Annotated in this window: 11 protein-coding genes; 6 read left to right on the top strand and 5 right to left on the bottom strand. The window is 64.5% G+C overall.

The annotated features are described in order from the left end of the window. The first annotated feature begins 61 nt into the window (after positions 1 to 61). Entirely contained in the window at positions 62 to 1,303 is a 1,242-nt protein-coding gene (locus ACR9Y2_RS04335; RefSeq protein WP_435039827.1) for a hypothetical protein, read from the top strand. After that, positions 1,300 to 2,439, top strand: a complete 1,140-nt coding sequence (locus tag ACR9Y2_RS04330; RefSeq protein ID WP_435039826.1) for an O-antigen ligase family protein — start codon at positions 1,300 to 1,302, stop codon at positions 2,437 to 2,439. The genes ACR9Y2_RS04335 and ACR9Y2_RS04330 overlap by 4 nt, the downstream gene beginning before the upstream one ends. A 236-nt stretch (positions 2,440 to 2,675) precedes the next feature. On the opposite strand, the gene wbaP is transcribed toward ACR9Y2_RS04330, so the two are convergent. Genes wbaP through ACR9Y2_RS04305 form a run of 5 tightly spaced genes read right to left on the bottom strand, consistent with a single transcriptional unit; the run spans position 2,676 to position 8,546 of the window. Beyond that, complete coding sequence (gene wbaP / locus ACR9Y2_RS04325) at positions 2,676 to 4,115, bottom strand: undecaprenyl-phosphate galactose phosphotransferase WbaP (protein ID WP_435039825.1); 1,440 nt, start codon at positions 4,113 to 4,115, stop codon at positions 2,676 to 2,678. After that, positions 4,112 to 5,248: a glycosyltransferase gene (locus ACR9Y2_RS04320; RefSeq protein WP_435039824.1), complete on the bottom strand. Its 1,137-nt coding sequence runs from the start codon at positions 5,246 to 5,248 to the stop codon at positions 4,112 to 4,114. The genes wbaP and ACR9Y2_RS04320 overlap by 4 nt, the downstream gene beginning before the upstream one ends. Continuing rightward, a complete protein-coding gene (locus tag ACR9Y2_RS04315; RefSeq protein ID WP_435039823.1) occupies positions 5,245 to 6,381 on the bottom strand; it encodes a glycosyltransferase in 1,137 nt (378 codons plus the stop codon). Before ACR9Y2_RS04315 ends, ACR9Y2_RS04320 begins: the two co-directional genes overlap by 4 nt. Then, positions 6,365 to 7,573 carry a glycosyltransferase gene (locus ACR9Y2_RS04310; protein WP_435039822.1) on the bottom strand — a complete coding sequence of 403 codons (1,209 nt, stop codon included), beginning with the start codon at positions 7,571 to 7,573 and terminating at the stop codon, positions 6,365 to 6,367. The genes ACR9Y2_RS04315 and ACR9Y2_RS04310 overlap by 17 nt, the downstream gene beginning before the upstream one ends. Further along, entirely contained in the window at positions 7,518 to 8,546 is a 1,029-nt protein-coding gene (locus ACR9Y2_RS04305; protein WP_435039821.1) for a glycosyltransferase family 2 protein, read from the bottom strand. The genes ACR9Y2_RS04310 and ACR9Y2_RS04305 overlap by 56 nt, the downstream gene beginning before the upstream one ends. Before the next feature lie 473 nt (positions 8,547 to 9,019). On the opposite strand from ACR9Y2_RS04305, the gene ACR9Y2_RS04300 reads away from it, so the two are divergent. The 4 genes from ACR9Y2_RS04300 (at position 9,020) to ACR9Y2_RS04285 (ending at position 19,231) form a co-directional block, all read left to right on the top strand. Further along, complete coding sequence (locus ACR9Y2_RS04300; protein ID WP_435039820.1) at positions 9,020 to 10,168, top strand: porin; 1,149 nt, start codon at positions 9,020 to 9,022, stop codon at positions 10,166 to 10,168. A 347-nt stretch (positions 10,169 to 10,515) separates the two neighbouring features. Then, positions 10,516 to 14,127, top strand: a complete 3,612-nt coding sequence (locus ACR9Y2_RS04295; RefSeq protein WP_435039819.1) for an SBBP repeat-containing protein — start codon at positions 10,516 to 10,518, stop codon at positions 14,125 to 14,127. Then, positions 14,124 to 16,538 (top strand): SBBP repeat-containing protein, encoded by a 2,415-nt coding sequence (locus ACR9Y2_RS04290; RefSeq protein WP_435039818.1) that lies wholly within the window; start codon positions 14,124 to 14,126, stop codon positions 16,536 to 16,538. Before ACR9Y2_RS04295 ends, ACR9Y2_RS04290 begins: the two co-directional genes overlap by 4 nt. Continuing rightward, positions 16,535 to 19,231, top strand: a complete 2,697-nt coding sequence (locus ACR9Y2_RS04285) for a hypothetical protein (RefSeq protein WP_435039817.1) — start codon at positions 16,535 to 16,537, stop codon at positions 19,229 to 19,231. Before ACR9Y2_RS04290 ends, ACR9Y2_RS04285 begins: the two co-directional genes overlap by 4 nt. Positions 19,232 to 19,233: the final 2 nt, after the last annotated feature.

Genomic DNA, 19,233 nt, shown 5'->3' with positions numbered 1-19,233 from the left:
AAAGTGGTGGATTTCCGCGAAAGATTTTCTCAGCCGCGCCCACTACACATATCGGCAGGCTATGAGCAAAGTGAGTCGATTTGCGCCCCTGGCGCTATTGATGGTGTTCGCCGTCGCCGCGGAGATGAACTTGCAGCGGGCCCGGGCGGAATGGCAGTGGCGGCGGGCGGAGTCGCCGGGGCGGGCGGAGCAGGCCTGCCGGTTGGTGGAAGGGAATCCGGACTGCTGGCGGGCGGCGGCCCGGCTGCGTGAACAGCAGGGCGGCGACGCGCTGCCGCTATGGCTGCGCAGCCTGGAATTGGATCCGCGCCACGCCGAAGCTGCGATGGCCGCGGCCCTCTCCTTGGAAGCTGCGGGGCGTTCGAGCGAGGCGGAGCGGCTGCTGCTGCGTGGCGCGGAGCTCAACCAGCTCTGGCTCCCGCGCTGGAGCCTGGCCCTGTTTTACGCAAGACAAGGGCGGAAGCCGGAGTTCTGGCATTGGACTGCCCAAGCGTTTGACCGTTCTTATTGGGACCGTACCGCAATGTTCCGCCAATGCTCGGCTCAAGGTGGGTCGGCCACCTTCCTGCTACGCGAAGTGCTGCCGGCGCGGCTGGATCTGCGGCTGGCACTCCTTCGCTATCTGGCCGGCCAGGCGGTGGATGACCAACTCCTGCCGGTCGCCCAGGCGATTGTGGAATGCGCGCGGCCTGACGAACGCGGCGAAGCGCTGCCGGTGCTGATCGATGCCATCGGCGGGTTGGCCAGGGCCGGCCGGCCGGAGGACGCATTCCAGGTCTGGATGTCCATGTGCCGCCAGCACTTAATCAGGTACAACGCACCGTCCGTGGAGACTCCCGTGACGAATCCCGACCTGCGCGCGCCGTTTCTCGGGACGGGATTTGACTGGCAGGTTCCGGCGGCCAATGGGGTTTCGAGCCGCACGTTGACCGGCGGCCAGGGCGTGCGCTTCACCTTGACGGGTTCCCAGCCTGAGGAGACCGTCCTGCTCCAGCAGTGGCTATTCTTGCGTGGGGGTAAGGCCTGGAGCTTGACCGTGGATGCTTGCACACAAGGTATTGATGCGACGGACTCTGCGCTCTACTGGCGGATTGTCGATGCCGAAACATCGCTACCGTACGAGGCCGACCGGACACCCCTGCAAGGGGATGATTGGGGCACGACTCGGCTGCGTTACCAGGGGCCGCCAGGGGACCGGTTGGTGAAACTGGCCCTTGTTGCGTCCCGCCGGCCTGGACGCATTCGAATGCAGGGCGATGTTTCGCTGAGACACGTGGAATTGCGCGCGGAGCCATTGCCATGAGCACAGCTCTATTTGTTTGTTTGGCTTGGGGGATCCTGACGCTCTGGGTCCGCGACCGCTGGGCGGTAGCTTCATTCCAGACTTTGGCCTTGCTGCTGGCCTCGGTGTGCCTGGTCAAATGCTGGAAAGAAAGCCGGCGGCCGCGCTGGCATGCGGTGCTTTGGCCGCTGGCGGCGGTGCCGTGCTGGGGCCTATGCCAGTTAGCGCTGGGCTGGAGCGTTGATCCTTGGAATACCTCTGAATCTGTCCTGATTTGGACCGGCCACTTCGCGGTGGCCTTCGTAGCCGTGCAACTGGCCGGTGCAACGCGCCGTTTCCGGCTGCTTTTTGCGGCCTTTGGAACGGTGCTGGCGGTGGAGGCGTTGCTGCAGTGCTGGACGTCGGACGGAAGGGTGTACTGGCTGTTCGACAGCGGGTACACCGAACGCGTCTTCGGACCTTTTGTCTATCACAACAAATTCGCACAGTTTATCGAACTGGTTCTGCCGGTTGTCCTGTTCCAGGCGCTGCAGGATAGGCGGCGGACGTTGCTGTGGCTGGCCGCCGCGGCACTGCTGTTTGGCGGAATCCTGGCGAGTGCTTCCCGTTCGGGATTGCTGATGGGGTTGCTGGAACTCGGATTGTTGCTGGCGGCGGCCTACCTCTCCGGCGCAGTGCGGGGTAAAGCGTTGGCCTGGTCCGGGGTTTCGCTGGCTCTGCTGGCGGTGTCGGGCGGACTGCTGGCCGGGTGGACAGGCGTGATGGACCGGTTGACTGGACTGGATCCGCGACTGGATTTGCGGCTCCCCATCTGGAAGTCGACACTGGCAATGATCCGCGAGCGGCCCGCCACGGGCTTTGGCCTGGGCAGTTTTCCCAATGCTTACCCGGCATATGCCGATATGGATGTCGGATTGATCGTGAATACCGCGCATCAGGACTGGCTGCAATGGGCAGCCGAAGGCGGAGTGCCCATGGTGTTGGCGATGCTCGGGTTCACTGGGATGGCGGCGCCGCGATTGATGCGGTCGCTGTGGGGTGCTGGAGCGCTGGTGGTGTTGGTGCACGGATTGCTCGACTATCCCATGCATCAGAATCCGGCCTTCGCCTCGCTGCTGATCGCAGTAGTTGTGTTGGCCGCCACCTCCACCGACTAGAAGGGGTTTGCGGTCATGTTGTCAGTTCCGGTTTCCGCTTGGTTGGCGCGCATTATGAGGTTGTGTTGCCCGCAGTGCGGCGGTTTGGATATACGCCGGATGCACCGCAGAGGGGCCCGGGATCAAGTCTTCAGCGCACTGGGTGCGCGGCCCTATCGGTGCCGGGATTGCGACCGGCACTTCCACGGGTGGCCATCGCTCCGTGCCTTGTCGCCGCAAACCGCTGTGCGGTTCACTCAGTAGGCGCCTTCGCCGGTGAGGACGACCTTGACTGTGCGGCAAAGAATGTAGAGATCGAGCCAGACCGACCAGTTGCGGGCGTAGTACTCCACATAGCCGAGCCTCTGCGCGTAGGTAGTGTTGTTGCGCCCGGAGACCTGCCACAATCCGGTGAGGCCGGGCCGGGTCCGTTTGTAGAGCTGATAACACGCGCCATAGCGAGCCACTTCGTGATCGAGGATGGGGCGCGGGCCCACCAGGCTCATCTCACCTCGGATCACATTCCACAGTTGGGGCAGTTCGTCGAGACTGGAGCGGCGCAGCCAGCGGCCAATCCAGGTAATGCGCGGGTCGTTCCTGAGCTTGCTCTCCCGCTCGTATTCGGCTCGCAGTTCGGGCGACCGATCCAGGTGCTGCCGCAGGACCTCAGTTGCACCCACCACCATCGTCCGGAATTTCCAGGCCAGGAAGCGGCGGCCATTCTCCCCTACGCGCGGGCTGGCGTAGAAGACCGGTCCCGGAGTGCTGAGGCGGATGGCCAGCAGAATCAGGACGAACATGGGAAGGACCAGGAGACCGCCGGCGACGGCGAGGAGCAGATCACAGATGCGCTTCACCAACCGGGGCACCGGGCACATCAGGCGATGGCTGAATTCGACGCCCAGCACGCCGGCGACATCACAAGTAGCGGCATCGACACTGGAGATGCCGAAGAGCCCGGGCAGAATCAGGACGTGGCGGTATGGCCAGAGGTGGCGTTCGATGAGAGCCGTGAGCTCGGAGCCGGAGACCTGTGGCATAGCCAGGATGGCATAAGTGGCGCCGGTCTCAGCGGCGAGGGGCGCCGCCTGTTCCAATCCTCCGGTGGCCTGAGATGGATCGTTGGACTGGGTCTCCGGGCCAGCGTCCAGCACGGCCACGACTTCGAAACCCAGGGAGGGGCGGCCGGCCAGGGCCATGGCCAGATTTCGGCCCGCTGCGCCGGAGCCCAGGATCACGGCCCTGGCGCCCCAGCAACCCGCCTTGCCCAACAGGTAGCGCGCCGACTGGCGCAGAAACGGGCTGAGCAGCATGGTCAGGATCCAGGCGAGGAGCAGCGCGAGGCGGGAATAGGAGACAGCATCGCGCTGGAAGAATGTCGCCGCGGCCAGGCAAAGAAAGGTGAATGTGGCGGCCCGGCAAAGACCGCGCAGTTCGGCGACGGGATTGAGGCCGCGCGCCGGGTACATGCCAGCCATTCCTAGCGAGAGCGGGTGCAGCAGCGCCATGGGGATGAGCTTCAGATAGAAGCCGAGGTCATAGGGGCCGGCGATCCAGTAGCGCAACAGGACGGCCAGGGTGGTGGCGGACAGGATGGCTCCTATATCGAGCAGGACCATGGTGCAGTCCGCGGCCCAGAGGGAACTGGAGCGGCGTGCTGCGGCCGGTTGTCCGACGGCGATGGCGGTGCTGCTCATGAGCCCACCTGCTGCAGGTGGCGCACTTCTGGATTGAGTGTGGCCGATTCGAATGCGCGCAGGAAGTTTGAATGGAAGGACTGGACGCTGAAGCGGAGTGCGTTGCGGCGGATGTGGTGCGGATCCCAGCCGGCAGTGCGGGCTTCCAAGCGGCCGACGGCTTCGCACAGGGACAGCGGCGAAGGCTGGCGGAAGAACAGACCGGTCTCTTCTTCGACGACGATGTCGAGCGCGCCGCCGCGGCCGTAGCAGATGGCGGGCGTACCACAAGCTTGCGCTTCGGCCAGGACGATGCCGAAGTCTTCTTCGGCCGCGAAGACGAAGGCCCGCGCGTGTTGCATCAACTGGCGCAGGGTCGACTGGGGTACCGCGCCAAGCAACTCCACGTTGGGTGGAGCGTCATGGCGGTAGCGGGCGAGATCCGGACCCGCGCCGGCAATGAGCAGGCGGCGGCCGGGCATCTGGCGAAAGGCGTCGAGCAGTAAGCCGATGCGCTTGTACGGAACAAGGCGGGAGGCTGTGAAGTAATAGCTTCGCTTTTCCTCTGAGAGGGTGTAGTACTCCGTATCTACCGGGGGATAGACAACTACGGAATCCCGGCCATAGACGCGCCGGATGCGCGCCGCGATGAAGTTGGAGTTGGCGATGAACAGGTCGACGCTATGAGTGGTGCGGACATCCCAGATGCGGAGGTAGTGCAGCAGGCCGATGGCGGCAGCGCGGCGGAAACCGTGAGTGAGGCCGGCTTCGCGGAGGTATTCGTGCTGCAGGTCCCAGGCGTAGCGCAGCGGAGTGTGGCAGTAGCAGATATGGGTCTGGCCGGGCGCGGTGAGGACTCCCTTGGCGACTGCGTGCGAACTGGAGAGGATCACGTCGTAGCCGGAGAGGTCGATGGTCTCGACGGCCATGGGCATCAGCGGCAGGTAGTGGCGCACGAAGCGGCGCGCCCAGGGCAGGTGCTGAATGAAAGTGGTAGCCGGCGTCCTGCCCGCCAGGAACGCGCGCTGCGTGGGGGGTATGAAATCGGCCACGAAGTAGAGGTCCGCTTGCGGGAAGAGAGCAATGAGTTGCTCGACGACGCGTTCCGAGCCGGCGTAGCCGACAGACCAGTCGTGAACGATGGCGACCCTCATGGGTGGACCTCCGCCGTCAGCGGCGCACGCTGCTCCACGGCGGCGAGTGCCCGATAGAGCGCCGCGTACGCTCCGATGGTGCCGGAGACGGGGAAGCGCCGGGCTATGGAGGCCGCGGCTGCCAGGGCTAAGCGGGTCCGCCTGGCTTCATCGTGTGCGAGGAGGCGGATGGATTCGGCGGCGCCGGCGAGATCCCCGGGCTGGAAGAGAACGCCATTGACGCTGTCTTCCACAACATCAATGTTGCCCATTACGCGCGGGACCACGGGTACGACATGCTGTGACATGGCTTCGAGCAAGGCTAGGGACATGCCTTCCCAACGGGCGGTGGAGAGGAAGAGCGAGGCGGCCGCGAGTTCCTGGCGGCAGTCGGGCAGGGCGCCGAGCAGGCGGACTTCAGAAGTCAGGCCCTGGCGGAGGATCTCCCGTTCGACCGCGGGCCGTAGGGGCCCCTCGCCGATGATGCGCAACTGAAAGCTGGCGTGTCCCATGCGGCGGGCGCAGAGAGCCGCGATCCGGACCAGGGCCAGCGGGTTCTTCTGCGGCTCCAGTCGATTGATGGCAACGATGCGAAAGGAACCCGCCGGGTGGTGGGGAATGGGGGCGTCCGGGGCAGGCACCCCATTGGGCACCACAGTCAGCCGGCCGCGGAGCAGCGGCACGCCGCAGCCAATGCGGGCTGCTTCGGAAGAAGAGACAGCTATGCCGGCCGTGGTCAAGGGCGCAAGTAGGTTTTCCAGGCCCTGCCGGACGAATCCGGAGAGACCTCGCGGGTAGTACCCGTGAAACGTATGCAGGCAGGGGATGTGCAGCCATGCGGCGAGCGGGCGGGCGTAAAGGCCTGCCCCAAAGCCGTGCGAGTGAATGAGATGGATGGACGCCTGTTCGGCGAAGCGGGAGAGGCGGGGCAGGACGCCGAGCTGGAAGCTGCGGTCCGGGATCGCCTGCAGCGACCCGTCGTGGAGCAATGAGCGCCACCGCTCCCAGTAGGGCGGGTTCGCCGGGCTGGCCACGAAATGGCGGAGATCCGGCGGACCGCCTGCGATTAATTGGCGAATCACTTCCGGACCGCCGCCGGCATCAGAGCGGGCGGTGATATGGAGGATGTTCAGCTTCTCAGTGAACGGCGGCATGGGGGACTCCATAGAGCGATTCGAGACGGCGGACGCTCTCCTCGATGGCCAGCGGAGTGCATTTCAACCGGGCAACGCGCTGGATGGGGTTCACCCCGACGGGCTGACAGCGCATTTGCAGGATTCGGGCGGCCCATTCCTTCGGAGAGCGGTCCAGCGGCAGGACCAGGTTGGAATCGGGAAACAGGTTCGCTTCGGGTGAGATGTTGCTGGAGAGGATGCAGGGCAGGGCGGCGGCCTGCGCTTCGATGAGGGCGAGGGGGAGGCCCTCATGCAAGGAGGGAAAGAGGAAGCAGTCCACGGCATTGGTGAGGATCTCGGGTACGTCGGGCCGGCTGGACAGAATGGTGGTGCAATCAGCCAATCCATGGCTGGCGATCGCCAGTTCAACAGCCGTCCGCAGTGTCCCATCGCCCACGAAGAGAAAGTGGCAGCGAGGGTCGAGGACTCTCAGGTGCGCGGCGATTTCGATCAGAAAGCCGTGGTTTTTCTGGGTCTCCATTCTGCCTACGTGGCCGATGACCCATCGATCGGGAGGAATACCCAGTTCGCTGCGAAGGGTGGGATTTAGCCGCACGCCGGCAAATCGATCGAAGTCGAAGCCGTAGGGCAGTAGGTGGAAGCGCGGGTCGCGGCGCCACGAGGTACCGAAGAGGGAGGGGGCGGCAAGTTCACTGCAGGCGAGCCCGTGGGTAGCGTGGCGGCGGATGAGGCCGCGCATGACGGCACGGTAAGTGAAGCGCGGCAGGTTTGGGAGACGGTCGTGGCAGGATGTGTCGTTGTGGCTGTGTGCGATGCGCGACGGTATGCCCAGGCGCCGAGCTACGGCGAGGATGACACCGCTGATCTGGTGCTCGTGGCTATGGAGCACCTCGAAGGGGCCGGCGTTGCGAAGGCAGTGGGCGAGAGCGGCCGGATAGGCGAATGAGTGCTTTGAGCAGCCGATTCGGACGAGGCGGCAGCCGAGGTCCAGAAGTTCGCGATCGTAGTCGGCTTCCTGCTCAGCATGGACGCAGAAGGTGAGGGCAAAGCGCCGCGGATCCAGGCGGCGCGCGACATTCATGAGCCAGGTTTCGATGCCGGCGCGGCGCATGCAGCCGACGACCTGTGCAATGGCGATGGGCGGCATGGGCTGGTCAGGCGGGCTGGCGGAGGCTGTCCCAAGAGTTGCGGAAGAGGCGTTTGAACGCATTCTCCGACCACCACAAACGCAGGGCGGCCTGTGCGGCGGGTGCGGGCAGGGCGAGCAGCAATCGCCAGATTTGACGCTGCAACGGCGAGGTCAGCGCGGAGAGATAGTCCGCGGAATGGGGCTCGCCCGTGAAGAGGCGCCGCGCCAGTTGCAGATGAGCGGACTCGATGTCACGCCAGGGGCGAATATCGGGGAGAAAGCCGTGTTGGGCGTGGACGAACGAACGGCGATCGGCCCAAAGCTGCTCGAGGAACACGAAGTTGCTCTCCAACTCCGCGAGAGTGCAAGGACCGTTGAGGCCGGTGAGGTTGGCGCCGTGGAGACGGTAGAGCGAGAGTGCCTGTTGGATGGCGGATACAGGGGCGATGAGGGCGGCGCGATCCTGGGCAATCTTGTCGGCGCAACGGCGGAACTGGACCGGCAAAGGAAAGATGCGGCGTGCCACCTCGGCGTGGAAGGTGAGGCCGGAGCAGGGAGGCAGGCCCGGCTCACGGCCAGCCAGCATCGAGGGCGCGAGCCAGCCCGAGTCGAGATGTCGTGGGTGGATGGGTTTCAACGTGTGGCCGCCCGCATGAACGGCGCGAACAAAGTGAGTGACCGTGCCTGTTTGCGGGGTGCGATGGAAGCGGTTGACGACAGTCTGCAGGCGGCCGGGCAGCCATTCGTCGTCGGAGTCGAGCAGGGCGACAAGTTCGCCGCGCGCGCCGCGGAAGGCGGTATTCAAAGCCGAAGCCATGCCCGCATTGGGCTGTGTGCGGAGCTGAATGCGCGAATGCCGGTTGGCATAGGAGGCAACGATCTCTTGTGAGCTATCGGTAGAGCCGTCGTCGCAGACGATGGCCTCCCAGTGGGGATAAGTCTGCGCCAGCAAGCTTTCCAGGGCGCGGCCGATCCAGCGCTCGTAGTTGTAGTTGGCCACCAGCACCGAGACCAGGGGCCGGGCATGGAGGCGCGAAAGGGTGAACGGATTCATCTGTAACATCCACGTCAAAGGGGCATGTGCCCGCTCTGGAAAGTAGTGGTGCGAGCAGGAGATTCCGCTCCTGGAAGTTACGGAATCCGAGATTGGGACCGACCTGATTGCATTCTTATGGGTCCCATAGGAGTTCCTGATGACTTCCTAACGTATTGAAGCGCAGCATGAAAGGGTGATTCGCGGAGGCGGGACCAGCCACCGGGCGGGCAGATTGGAATGAAGCAGGCCGGGCCGTTCGGGAAACCACACCGTGGGAATGAATCGACACCATTGATGGCACTCATAAAAAGTCTCGATTTGTCACCGGAGTGGAAAGCCGACATACTCACTAAAACCCGGTTGATTCCTGTTTCTCGCGCGGCCACGACCCACTGCCGCGGTTACAGCCGGGACTGCGCACGGCTTCATTTCCCTCGTCAGGAATGCCGGTGTGGGACCAATCCGCAAATACATCAAGAAACAACAAAGCCATGCGCTACTACGGAATTCTCTGCTCACTGACACTCTGCCTGAGCACCTATGCCTTCGCTCAAGACCAAGGCGCCCAGGCCCCGACAACGCCTCCGGCAGCGGCGCCGGCGGATGCTCCACCTCCAACCGCCTGGACCTATAAGGGGTTCAGTGCCAGCGGCTATGTGGATGTTTACTACAACCAGAATGAGAACAACCCGTCCTCACGCTTCTCGCAACTGCAGGCACTGAATATCACGGCGAATAAGTTCAGCCTGAACAGTGCGACTGCCTCGTTCAGCTACGACGCGAATCCGGTGGGATTCCGGGTGGACGTTGGCGACGGCCGGACATACGACTCATTCTTCCTGAGCGAGCCCAAGCACACTGACTGGTCGCGGCACCTGCTTAACGCCTACGTCACTTTGAAGCCGAAGGGCTGGAAAGGTGTCACGGTGGACTTCGGCAAGTTTGTCACCTCGGCGGGCGCCGAAGTGACTGAATCGCATCTGAACTGGAATTATTCACGGTCGCTGTTGTTTGCGTTTGGACCTTACTATCACACGGGCCTGCGTGTGACGGTGCCGGTGACTCCGACGTGGTCGGTGGGCGGGCAGGCGGTCACCGGGTGGAACCTGATGAGGGACACGAACTCAGGCAAGACGTTCGGCTTCACGAGCCTGAATACGCTCAAGAAGGTTGTGGTCGCCAATAACTACTACACGGGGCCGGAAAATGCCAACACGAACAAGGGCTGGAGGAACTTCTACGATCTGGCCGTGACGGTGACGGCGACGGACAAGATCTCGGCCTACTACAACCTGGACATTGGCAACAGCAAGTATGTGGGCGGCGGTTCCGGCACGTTCTGGGGTATGGCGTCGGCTGCTCGGTTTGCACTGACCAAGCACCTGGCGGTTTCGCCACGCATTGAGTATTACAGCGACAAGGATGGCTTCTGGACGGGGACTCCGCAGGCGTTCAAAGAGTTCACCGGCACCGGCGAATGGAAGTTCAACGACAGCTTCATCGCGAGGATTGAATACCGGCGCGACTGGTCGGATCAGCCGTTCTTCCAGGTAGGGCAGATCCCGGGAGCGTCGAAGCATCAGACGATGATTACTGCGGGCTTCATGATGGTATTGAGGCCGGGCATGTTCAGCTTCTAAGCCCGACCCGGAACGAAGTTACGTGTGAGAGCCGGTTCAACAGGCCGGCAAACAGGGCTCCCGTCCCAGCGGGGGCCCTCTTTTTTTTGCCGGTACTTTCCGGTCGAAGTCGCGGGCAATGTAACTGGTCTTACATGGCAGATGGGGTTGCGGCTGGGCGGCCCGCGGTGGTTCCTCGGCCTGCCTTGGCGGATGTCCCGGCACCGCTGGGTTCGGGCGGAATTTTCCGTGGATCGCGAGCGCGCCGCGGAATTGTCAGATACGGTACGTTAGGCGATTCCGGAAAGAGCCGGCCGCATGAATCCGTCAAAGTATTTCCAACTTCACAGGAATTACTATGGGATGGAATGCGAATTGGGTCTTGCTTTCATACTCTGGTATCCGGACTCCTGGTGGGGAGTTTTGGCTGGGCCGCCGGGCCGGCTGCCGGAGTGGTCCTCCCCTCGTCACTGCCGCTCTCGTTTGAGCCGGAGGCCGGCCGCGACGGTGTGGAGACGGGGTTCCTCACCAGAGCGGGCGGCCATGTGATCCGCATCTCGAGCCGGGGGCTGGAGGTGGGACCGCGGGACAGAGCGGCAGCGGTGATCCGGTTTCAAGGTGCCCGCAGAGATGCGCGGCCCGAGGCGGTTGAGCCATTGCCGGGCAAGGTGAACTACCTGGTGGGTGCGGATCGTTCACAGTGGCGGACGAATCTGCCGACGTGGCGGCGCGTGCGATACCACGGGGTGTACGAGGGTATTGATCTCGAGTATTACGGAAACCAGCGCGATCTCGAGTTCGACCTGATCCTGCGGCCGGGCGCGGATCCCGGTCAGGTGCGGCTGCGCATCGAAGGGGCGGAGGCGCGGTTGTCGGAATCAGGCGACCTGGTGATGCGGACCGCGGACGGGGCACTGATCCAGCACCGTCCGGTGGTGTACCAGGAGTATGGCGGGGTCAGAAGGCCGGTGGAGGCGGAGTACCGGCGAACCGGGCGCCAGGAGTACGCCTTCGCGGTGAAGGATTACGACCGGCGAAGGAAGCTGGTGATCGACCCGGTGGTGACGTTTGCGGGGACCTTTGCCGCGATGGGTGCGACGCCGGTGGGCATTGGACGCGATGCGGCCGGGAATGGGTATGTGGCGGGCTATCTGAACCGCTACAGTACCGCGCTGGCGGCGACTCCGGGTGCGTATAAGAGTTCGGTGGACGATCCAGGATCGGGCTATGTGACGAAGCTGAATCCTGGTGGGGATATGGTATTGTTCACCACCTTCATCACCGGAGAAAGCAAGGGCCTGGCGGTGGATGAGGCGGGACATGCGTTTGTGACGGGAACGCTGACGTCCTATTCACTGGGGCCCTATGCGGCGTGCGGCAAGGCCGGCGACGGGTTCGTGATGAAGCTGGGCGCGAACGGGGATAGCGCCGCCTATGAGATGTGCCTGCCGGGCGTGACTCCGGTGAGTGTGGCGATTGATGCCCAGGGCGCGGCGTATGTGGCGGGGCGCACGTTGGCGACGGACCTGAAGGTCAACGACAAGGCGGCGCAGCCGAAGTCCGGCGGGCGCCAGGACGGATTCATCGCCAAGGTGGATCCGGACGGAGTGCGGTTGGAGTACCTGACGTACCTGGGCGGCAGCGGAGACGATCAGGTCATCGCGGTGGCGGTGGACAAAGCCGGGCAGGCGTATGTGACGGGCTCCACTGCGTCGGCCGATTTCCCCGCTGTGCGGGCACGGCAGCCGCTGGCGGGCAGCCCGACTGTGAAGTGGAGCGACGACAGGGGCCTGCATTGGACGCAAGCGGGCCGGGGGCTGCCGGAGTCGATGCCGAAGCTGCTGGCGACCCACCCGAACGACAGGTCGCAACTGCTGTTGAGCGTGCCCCGCAGGAACGGCAATGGTGAGGAGCTGTACCGGTCGGCGGACGCCGGAGTGAGTTGGACGCCGGCGGGCCCGATTCCGACCGAGGGAATTGGGCTGTTCTTCGATGCGAAGAACCCGGGCACTTATTTTCTGGCCTCGAGGGCCGGGTGGTACCGGACGGTCGATGGGGGAGCGAACTGGAAGGCGGCAGGTTTGTTCAGCTACTCCGTCAGCGGTGTTGCCGTGGACGAGCGGAGCGCGCTGGTCTACCTGGCGGACGGTGGGGTGCTGCGCCGCAGCCGGGATGGCGGAACGACCTGGGAGATCGTGGATGCAGGCGGCAACAAGGTGTGGTCCGTGCATCTGGATCCCACGAACACGCAGGTGTTGTACGTCACGACCTACGACCGGAAGTTGCTGCGAAGCAGGGATGGCGGCACGAACTGGAGCGAACCGCGCGGTCAATACGCCGGTCCGTCGAACCCAAGTCTGTATATCGCACCCAGTGATCCGAATGTCCTGTATCTGACGGGTTCGGATACCTATATGAGCGAAGACGGCGGTGAGAGCTGGGTGCCGGTATACAACGTGCAGATTGGAGCGGTAGATCCGGCGGATGCGCATCTGGTCTATATGGGGTTCGACGCGGCGGTGTACCGGTTGAGGGTGGAGCATGGGCAAGTTACGGAGAGGAAGTGGGTGGCGCCGGGAGGTATGAGGCTCCGGTTTGACTCAGGGACGCCGGCGCGCCTGTATGCGGCCTCGGTGTTCCGGCCGGATGCGTTCGTGACGAAGTTGAGCGCCGATGGTTCGGCGTGGATCTACTCCGGTTACTTCGGCGGTAATGGCACCGAGCTTGCCCGCGGGATCGCCGTGGATGACGGGCAGGGGGTGTGGCTGGCGGGGGCGACAAATTCCACCGACCTGCCTACGACGGAAACGGCGGCGCAGCGCCTCTTCAGCGAGTCGGAAGACGCCTGGAGCGGGAGTGGTTCCGGCATGGCGGCCGATGGTTTTGTGATGAAGCTGGACAGCGCGGGCCAACTGCTGCAGCTTTCCACCTACCTGGGCGGGGCGAAGCAGGATGATGTGACGGGACTGGGTCTGGATGCGCAGGGCGCATTGTACGTGGCAGGCACCACATCCTCAGGTGGATTCCCGTTCACGCCGGACAGCGCCGTGCCTGTGCCTGTGGGCGGAAACCCGAAGCTGATCTCGGGGTCGTTTCTGGTGCGCATTCCGGGCGGGCAGCCCTATGTGGAATACAGCGGGTATTTCGAGCAATTGTTTTCCGGGCTAGTCCTCGATGGAATGGGCAATGTGCTGTTGACGGGCACTGGCCGGAGTTCCGCGGCCTTCCCGCTGGTGAAGGACGGGGCCGTGCTGTTTGAGGTGGTGCGCTTCGGCGAGGGGACAGGCCGGCCGGAAGTGGCGGCGGGCGGAGTGGTGGATCCCTTCACGATGAAGACGCGGCGGGCGGCGCCGGGATCGATCGTAGCGGTGTTTGGAGCGGGCCTGGCGGGGCAGGACGCAGTGAGCGAAGAGCCGCCGCTGCCGCTGGAACTGGTGGGGACGAGCGTGACCGTGGATGGGCTGGCGGCTCCGCTGATGATGGTGAGCCCGGGGCGTGTGAACTTCCAACTACCCTACGAAACGCAACCGGGCCGGGTGAGCCAGGTGGTGATCCGGACAGCGCAGGGTGAAAGCCTGCCGGCGGCGCTGGTGGTGAGCCGGGCGGCGCCGAACATCGCGGTGGATCCGGAATCGCTGCGGGCGCTGGCGGTGAATGAGGATGGCAGCGCCAATGGGCCGGACAATCCGGCGCGGGTGGGGTCGGTGGTCACGTTGTATCTGACAGGATTCGGCGTGGTGGAGAATGGACCGGCCACGGGCGCGGCGGCGGCGGAGAAGGCGCGAGCGGTATTGGCGTCGAGTGTGAAGCTGGGCAAGAAAGAAGGAACCGTGGAGTATCTGGGTGTGACGCCCGGGAAGGTGGGGCTGGGACAGGCGGAGATCCGGATCCCGCCGCTTCCCTCCAGCGAGTACCCGCTGGTTCTGACGTTGGACGGTGTGAAGAGCAACTGGTGCCTGATCTCGGTGGTGGCGCAATGATGAGGAAGCGAACGGTGATGCTGGTGGCGGCCGTGCTGGCAGCGGGCAGTGCGGCGCTGGGTGCGCAGGAAGAGGCGACAGCCAACTACTTTCTGGGGCGGGATGCAAAGGCCTGGCGCCGCGGCGTGGCGTTGACACTGCGGGAGCGGGACAGGATCCGGGCGGCGGCCCTGGGGTATTCGACATTCCTGGGCGGCGGCGCCAATGATCACGCGGCGGCTGTGGTGACAGACGCGCTGGGCAATTTCTACGTGGCAGGCCACACGTTTTCGGGGGATTTCCCGGTGTCGCCGGACGCGTATGCCGAGACGGCGCCGGTGGCGAGTGGAGTGGCGAATGCGTTTGTTGCGAAGTTCGATTCAGGCGGCCAGCTGATCTACTGCACCTATCTGGGAGGCGCAGGGGACGACCGGGCGACGGCGATCGCGGCGGACCGGTATGGGAATGCCTACGTCACCGGGTACGCGCTGTCCGGCGACTTTCCGGTGACGGAAGGGGCGGTGGGAGTGCCGGCAGTTTACCCGGCGCCCCAGTACAGGAGAGCGTTTGTCTCGAAGCTGAACGCGGCGGGGAACGCGATTCTGTACTCGACCATGCTGGGGGAAAGCGGCACATCCACGGATTCCGGCAAAGCGATTGGGGTTGACCTGGAGGGCAATGCCGTTGTTTCCGGCACGACGGAATATTATGCGTTCCAGCCCACGCTGGGCGCCTTGCAGGCGGAGCGCCCGACGACTAATTTCCTGATCAAGCTGAACCAGTCCGGCACGCGATATTTCTTTGTGGCGAAGTGGCCCCAGGTGCGGGACACGGTCAACGCCCTGACACTCGATCCGGAGGGGCACATCTATGTCGCCGGGGGCAGCACGGATGCAAGCCAGCGCGGACCGGAGGCGCTGCAGGGCTCGAATGCCGGGCGCAATTTCTACAAGACAACGGATGGCGGGCAGCACTGGGAGGTGCTGGGCGCGGGATTGGAGAATACCCTGGTGATTCCGGGCACCGTCACGGTGAGTCCCGTCGATTCCAACATTCTCTATGCAGCGACGCAGCACGGTGTATTCCGCAGTGCGGACGGAGGTGCGTCCTGGGCGAACGTATTCCCGTCGAAGAGCCTTTCGAATGTTGTGGTGGATCCGTCGGATCCCGGACATCTGGTGGCATTTGCGAGCGTTTCCGGCGGTTGCTCCTCCTTTGTCAGTAGGGACTCCGGGGCAAGCTGGACGCAGCGGCCGCTCACCGAATTCTGCGGTTTTGTGTTCGATCCGGCGGATTCGCGGAACGCCTACGCTACCGGCGCTTACGGCCTGCAGTACAGCCGGGATGGAGGTGACACCTGGACTACCTCGAGCATGCAGGGGCTCGTAGTGTTTGCCAGGCCGGCGATCGACACAGTGGATCACAATACGCTGTACATTGCGACGAGGGAGGGGGTGCTGCGGAGCGAAGACGCGGGCGTCACCTGGAAACGGGTGAGCCAGTCATACTTTACGGGCGTGCTGGCCGAGCCGGGCAGTCGCGGCGTGCTCTACGCCACGAATGGCTCCTCACTGTCCCGGAGTACTGACGGTGGCGGGACTTGGACCAGTGTCCGGAGTGGTTACGTGCAAGGGATGATGTTCGATCCTTCGGGCGGGAAGACCCTGTACCTCAGGACTGGGACCGGATTTGTGAGTAGCCGCGATGGCGGTGTGACCTGGGAACCGCCTGTCCCGATGCCGCCGAATGCGTCCATCGTCGATATTCAATTCGATGTGGGACACCCGGGGGTCTGGTATGTGAGCGGCAACTGGCCCTCGGACGCGTTCCTGACCAAGCTGAGCGCGGACGGGACCACGGAGCTCTACTCCACGTTTTTCGGCGGGGTGGCGCCGGACAGCGCGAACCGTGTGGAACTGGACGGGGCGGGCGCCATCTACCTGGCCGGAACGACACAGTCGCCCGATCTGCGCGGAGCACAGAACAGCTTTGGGGGCGGCTCCGACGCGTTTTTGGCGAAGCTGAGCAGCGATGGGCGGAGGCTGGAGTACGCGAAGTATTTCGGCGGCAGTTCGGCCGAGCAGGGTTTGGGGTTGGGGGTCGACGCGTCGGGACAGGCGATTGTGGCGGGCTTCACCAATTCGGCGGATCTGCCCCTCAGCGGCGATGCGGTGCAGCGCACAGGGCCGCCGACGCAGCTTGGCATGGGCTTCTACGCGATTTTCGATCCGGACGGCAAGGTGTTCTCCTCGTCGTACCTGGGCGGGTTGCAGGGCGATACTGCGACGGCGGCGGCGATCTCGCCTGCGGGACGGGCCTGCATCGTGGGCGACACTAATTCGCCGGATCTGCATACGACGGCGGGCGCCCTGCAGGCGGTTCGGAACGGCTTTGCGGACACGTTCCTGACGATCCTGGATTTACAGCGATGAAGCGAACGAGGTATTTGGGTTTTGCCCTGGCGGCGTGTCTGGCGTCGCGGGCTATGGCGGAGCCGGATGGCGAGTGTGTGATCCGCACGGTAGCCGGCCGGATTGAGCTGAAGGCTGGCGACCCGCGGCCGGCCATCCTGGAGAGAATAGACGGGCGCATGGCGATGGGACCAGGCGGGGCGCTGTATGTGGCCACGCGGTCCGCCGTGTATCGCATCTCGGACGGGGTGCTCTATCCGATTGCCGGGATTGGCGGCTCTGGTGAAGCGACGGGGAATGAGGGTCCGGCGCGGGATGCGGGCTTCGCCTCGATCAGCGGCATTGCCATTGGTCCTGACGAATCGGTGTATCTGTTCGACGCCGCGCAGGTGCGAAGGATTGGCCCGGATGGGATCATTCACGCCTTTGCCGGGACGGGCCGCGCGGGATTCCTGGGCGATGGCGGGCAGGCAGCGGCTGCGCGCGTGCAGGCCAGCGGCCGCCTGGCGGTCGACAGCTTCGGGAACGTGTTGATCTCCGACACGCAGAACTACCGGATCCGCAAGGTGACCACGGATGGCATCATCCGGACGATTGCGGGCGTCGGCGGCGGGAATGGACCGGTGGGGGATGAAGGGCCGGCCGCCTCGGCACAGCTCGGTCAGCCATCGGATATCGGGATCGACGCGGCGGGACGGGCGTATTTCATCGATGGCTACCGGATCCGGATGATCGATGCCGAGGGAATGATTCATGCCTATGCGGGCACGGCCTCCGGAGCGCCGGGCATTCCTCCGCCGATGGTGACGGGCGGATTCCGGGAGATTCAGGCGCTGGCTGTGGATGGGGCGGCCAACGCGGTCTATTTCGCCGACCTGTCCTATTCGGGGTCGAATCTATGGCGAGCCGCAACCGCCGGCGGCACGGCGGCATTGCCTCACAGTACGGCTCGAGCGACTGGACTGGCGGCGGGTCCAGCGGAGGGTCTGTACCTGTCGGAGTATGGGCGGATCTGGAAATTGAGTTCTTCCGGGGCGCTGGAGGTGATTGCCGGAGGAGATGGCAACGAGGCCGCCGATGGGGTGCCCGCGACGATGGTTCCCATTGCCCCGACGAGCGTGATTACGGACGAGGCGGGCCGGTTGTATTTTTCCGACGGGCGCACGAACCGTGTGCGTGAGGTGGGGCAGGATGGACTGATCCGGACCGTGGCCGGGGGCGGCAAAGGTCACGGGGAGAACGAAGTGCCCGCCGCGTCGGTGGCCCTGGAGTATCCGGGGCTGCTGGCGCGGGACGGTCAGGGCAACCTCTATGTCAGTGAAGGGTGGCGCATCCGCAGGATTACCCGGGACGGGACAATCCAGACGGTAGTGGGCGGGGGTCCGAAGCTGGATATCGCCGAAGGCGATACCGCGGCCGGGATCAACCTATACAACCTGAACGGGCTGACTGTCGATCCGGCGGGGAACATCTACTTCGCCATTTACGCGGGCGCGCGCATCTGGAAGGTGACGGGGGATGGCATCGTGCACGTGTTTGCGGGCACGGGGGAGCCCTACTCGAACCAACCGGCGGCGGACGTCCCGGCTAGGGAGGCGCAGGTCTATGCGCCGAAGCGGTTCGTCTTCGACAGCGCGGGCACTTTCTGGTTCATCGATGCCAGCGGTGTCAGGACTGTCGGGCCCGATGGGATTCTGCGGACAGTGACGCAGTACGGTGCGCCGGGCTACGCTTCTGACGCGAGCCAAAGCCTGGCGGTGGATGCGGCCCTGAAGCTCTACCTGACCACGGGCTTTCGTGTGGTGCGCGTCGAGCCGGATGAGGTGATGCGGACGCTCGCCGGCGGTTTCGAAGCTGGAGACAGCGGCGATGAGGGGGCGCCTGAGCAGGCGAAGCTGCGTAGCGTTTCCGGGCTGTGGGCGGATGCCGCGGATCGCCTTTATCTCATGGACGGGCAGCGCATCCGCCAGATTGCGAATCTCTCCCGGTGCAGCGCGCCCGCCATCCCCGAATTCAGTCCGGGCCCCCTGCTGCCTGAGCCGGGAGCGCCCGGGAAGCGGGTGACGTTCACGGGGTTCAACCTGGGACCCGGCACCAGCGTGACGGCGACTCCGGATGCAGCAGGTCAGTTCCCGACGGAACTGGCGGGTACGCGCGTCGCGGTGAATGGGGTGGCGGCGCCTCTTGTGTCCGCTCAGAACAAGGCTGTGACCGCGGTGCTGCCCTATGCTGCGGTAACGGGCTCCGTGCTGGTAGAGTACCGCGGGGTGGCCTCACAACCGGGCAGCCTGGAGATCTGGCCGCGCTCGTTGAAGTTCTTCACCAGCGGGGCCGCCGCCAACGGCAACTCCAACCCGCCCGCCTTCGCCTTGAACGAGGATGGAACGCAGAATTCCGAGGCGCACCCTGCTGCCGCTGGAAGTGTGATTGCGGTGTTCCTTACTGGTGAGGGGGAGACAGTGCCGGCCGGTGAGGATGGTAAGGCTGCACTGGACCCGCTGCCGCGGCCCGCGGTCCCGATCGAGTTCAAGCTGGTGGATCCCAAGACCCTGGCCGGATGGTGGCAGATGCGCACCCTGGAGGCTGCCTTTACCGGGATGGTGCCGGGCGAAATCGGGCGGATGCAGGTGAACCTGCGTATCCCGGAGGGCACCGCGGCGGGTCTCTACACAGTTTGGGCCTACCCCGCCATGGTGACGATCTTCGTGAAGTGATC

Origin of the sequence: Paludibaculum fermentans (assembly GCF_051172195.1) — a bacterium.
Lineage (GTDB): Bacteria > Acidobacteriota > Terriglobia > Bryobacterales > Bryobacteraceae > Paludibaculum > Paludibaculum fermentans_A.
The sequence above is the reverse complement of the archived record's forward strand: the minus strand, read 5'-3'. Positions and strand labels throughout refer to the sequence as shown.